The sequence below is a fragment of the Oleiphilus sp. HI0125 genome, from assembly GCF_001635355.1.
Genome location: NZ_LWGF01000040.1, coordinates 1 through 1,125, shown reverse-complemented (window position 1 = coordinate 1,125; position 1,125 = coordinate 1). Strand labels below are relative to the sequence as shown.

General features: G+C 43.7%; 1 protein-coding gene. It reads left to right on the top strand.

What is annotated here, in order from left to right; translation table 11 throughout:
• Nucleotides 1-186: 186 nt before the first annotated feature.
• Nucleotides 187-1,125, top strand: a 939-nt coding sequence (locus A3762_RS00805) for a TonB-dependent siderophore receptor (protein WP_231878685.1), incomplete at its 3' end; no start/stop codon positions are given.

The window sequence follows — 1,125 nt, the reverse complement described above, 5'->3', positions numbered from 1 at the left end:
AGTGGGGTGTTGTGGCATTGGTGCGGGTAAAAAGGTTGTTCCCTAGTTGGTAATAGAAAAACAAATAAGAATGATTTGCATTTGTATTGATACTTCCTTGTTTAGTTGGTAATCTCGCGCCCTCTAAAATTAATACCACGCGCTTAGATTCGGTTTGAGCGTTATAAAGAGTAAGTAATCACATAAATGAATAAGACGTTATCCCTTACTGCTGCAAGTATGTTGTCTGTGTGTAGCACGGTAACCACGGCTGAGACGACACAAACTGAAGTCAAGACAGATTCCTTTCAAGCAGAAACTGTTGTCATTACAGGCTCTAGAACTGAGAAATTGCTTCTCGAATCGCCAGTGCGTGTAGAGGTGATTTCGCGCGAGGAGATAGTGCTAAAAAATGCACGTGATCTAAGTGAGGCGATTAAAGATGTGCCAGGGCTTTTGATTAAGTCGATCCATGGTAAGTCAGGCTCTGAGGTATGGATGCAGGGTGTCGATGCTAAACGAGTCATTGTTTTAATCGATGGTGAGCGCGTCTCCCAAAGTACGAATTCTGGTACTGACTTAACTCAAATTGGTCTTGCTAATGTCGAGCAAATTGAAATCGTCAAGGGGGCTACTTCCGCTTTATACGGCAGCAACGCAATTGGAGGAGTGGTTAATGTCATTACGACTGATCCCGCTGGCGGATTGTCATATACCGTAAAGGGAGATGTAGGTAGTTACGGAGAGCAGAATGTATCCGACAACCAGCTAGATGCCGCCGTTCGCTCGAGCGCTGGTTGGCTAAGTTACAAAGAGGAAGCGTTTGATTTAGAGTTCAGTTATGACGTTCGAGATAGTGATGGTTTTACGACAGATGTAGCAACTTGGGATAAACAAGGCCCTTCGGGTACGAGATTAAATACAAGCGCTGAGATTGGTTTTTCACCGGTCGATAATGCACGTATTTTTACATCTTTTGCTACCTATACTGAGGATCTTAATACGCCTTCTACAGGCGCGGCTCCAGCCCGTCTTCAAACCGAGAAAACTGAAGAAGTGGAGAGGTACACATATCGCTTGGGTGGTGACTTGTCTTTAGAAAACGATGATATTTTCGTTCGTTATTTCTACGAAGATTTTCAGAAT